The sequence below is a fragment of the Streptomyces sp. UNOC14_S4 genome (assembly GCF_020740835.1).
In the GTDB taxonomy this organism is placed as follows: Bacteria; Actinomycetota; Actinomycetes; order Streptomycetales; family Streptomycetaceae; genus Streptomyces.
In genome coordinates this window covers 1-1,434 of record NZ_JAINFC010000910.1, presented here as the reverse complement: position 1 = coordinate 1,434, position 1,434 = coordinate 1, and the positions used below count along the sequence as shown (strand labels likewise).

1 protein-coding gene and 1 pseudogene are annotated in these 1,434 nt (G+C 76.4%); both read left to right on the top strand.

What is annotated here, in order from left to right; translation table 11 throughout:
* A partial coding sequence (locus K6I34_RS36945) for an IucA/IucC family C-terminal-domain containing protein (protein ID WP_275127235.1) occupies positions 1–898 on the top strand: 898 nt, incomplete at its 5' end.
* Between the two features lie 114 nt (positions 899–1,012).
* Positions 1,013–1,434, top strand: a pseudogene (locus tag K6I34_RS36940) (iron transporter); the annotation flags it as partial.

The window sequence follows — 1,434 nt, the reverse complement described above, 5'->3', positions numbered from 1 at the left end:
CCCCACCGCCACCCTGGGGCTGCGCAACCGCCGCACCATCAAGCCCGGCACGCTCACCGACGGCGAGGCCGCCCAGCACCTGCTGGAGGCGGTCGCCACCCGCGAGCCGCGCCTCGCCCGCGGCGTCCTCCTCGCCGACGAGAGCGCCCACCTCCAGGCCGACCACGAACTGCTCGCCGCCCTCGTCCGCCGCTACCCCCGCGGCCTGGACGCCGCCCACGCCGTGCCCGTCGCCGCGCTGCTCGCCCGCACCCCCGGCGGTGCTCTCGTCGTCGACGAGCTCGCCGAGCGCTACTACGGCGGCTCGCTCACCGCCTTCCTCGACGCCTACCTCACCCTGCTCCTCGACTGGCACACCACCCTCTTCTCGTACGGCATCGGCCTCGAAGCACACCAGCAGAACACCTCCGTCGTGCTGGACCGGCCCGGCGGCCGGACCCGGCTGCGGCTGCTGCTCAAGGACAACGACAGCCCGCGCGTGCACCCCGCCCGGCTCGCCGCGCGGCTCGGCCGCCCTGCCGCCGCCGGCCTGCTCCGCGCCTTCACCGACCCGCGTGTCCCGGCCGATGGCGACGGACCCGTGGCCGACGTCTTCGCCACGATCACCCTCCACCTGTGCGCGGGCGCCCTGGCCTTCGAGCTCGCGGGGCTCGGCCGCGCGCCGCTGGACGCCCTGCTGCGCCGCGTCCGCGCCCGGCTCACCGAGGCCACCGGCCGCCTCGCCGACACCGAACCCGGCGCCGCCGCCGTGCTGCGCGCCCGCGTCCTCGACGCCGACCGGCTGCCCGTCAAAGCCATGGTCACCGCGGGCACCCTGCTCACCAAGGAGCGCTCCGGAGCCGCGGACATCAACAAGCACTACGTGGACGGCCCCAACTACCTGCGGAACACCGGGTGATGACGCCGACGCCCTCCCGCGCCGCAGCCCTCGCGCGGCCGCCGCCCGTCCCTCCCGCGCGCCCTCCGGCCGTCGGGCCCCACCTCCTTCGCACGCACCCGCTGGAGCCGCTGAATGTCCTCCGCACCCTCCGCCCCGGCCGGCACCCCGGCCGACATGGCCTGTGCCGACCACGTGGTCGCCCACACCCTTCTCAACTGTCTGCTCCGCGAGGTCTCCGGCCCCGAGCACCAGACCGCCGTGAGCGACGGCAGACTGCTCCTGCGGCTGCCCCGCTGCGGCGCCGTCCTGCGCGTCGGGCTGCGCCGCGTCTCCCTCATCGGCGCCCACCGCTTCAGCGGACCGGTCGCCGAACGGCGCGCGGACACCTGGACCGAACTCACCTGGCAGGCCCTCGCCGAACGCATCCACCGGGAGCTGGAGCTGCGCACCGGCATCCGCAACGACGAGTTCCTCGGCCAGGTGGCCGCCAGCCACGCGGGGGTCAGCGCCGCCCTCGGCACCCCCCGCCGCACGGGCACCGGCGCCCCCTGTAC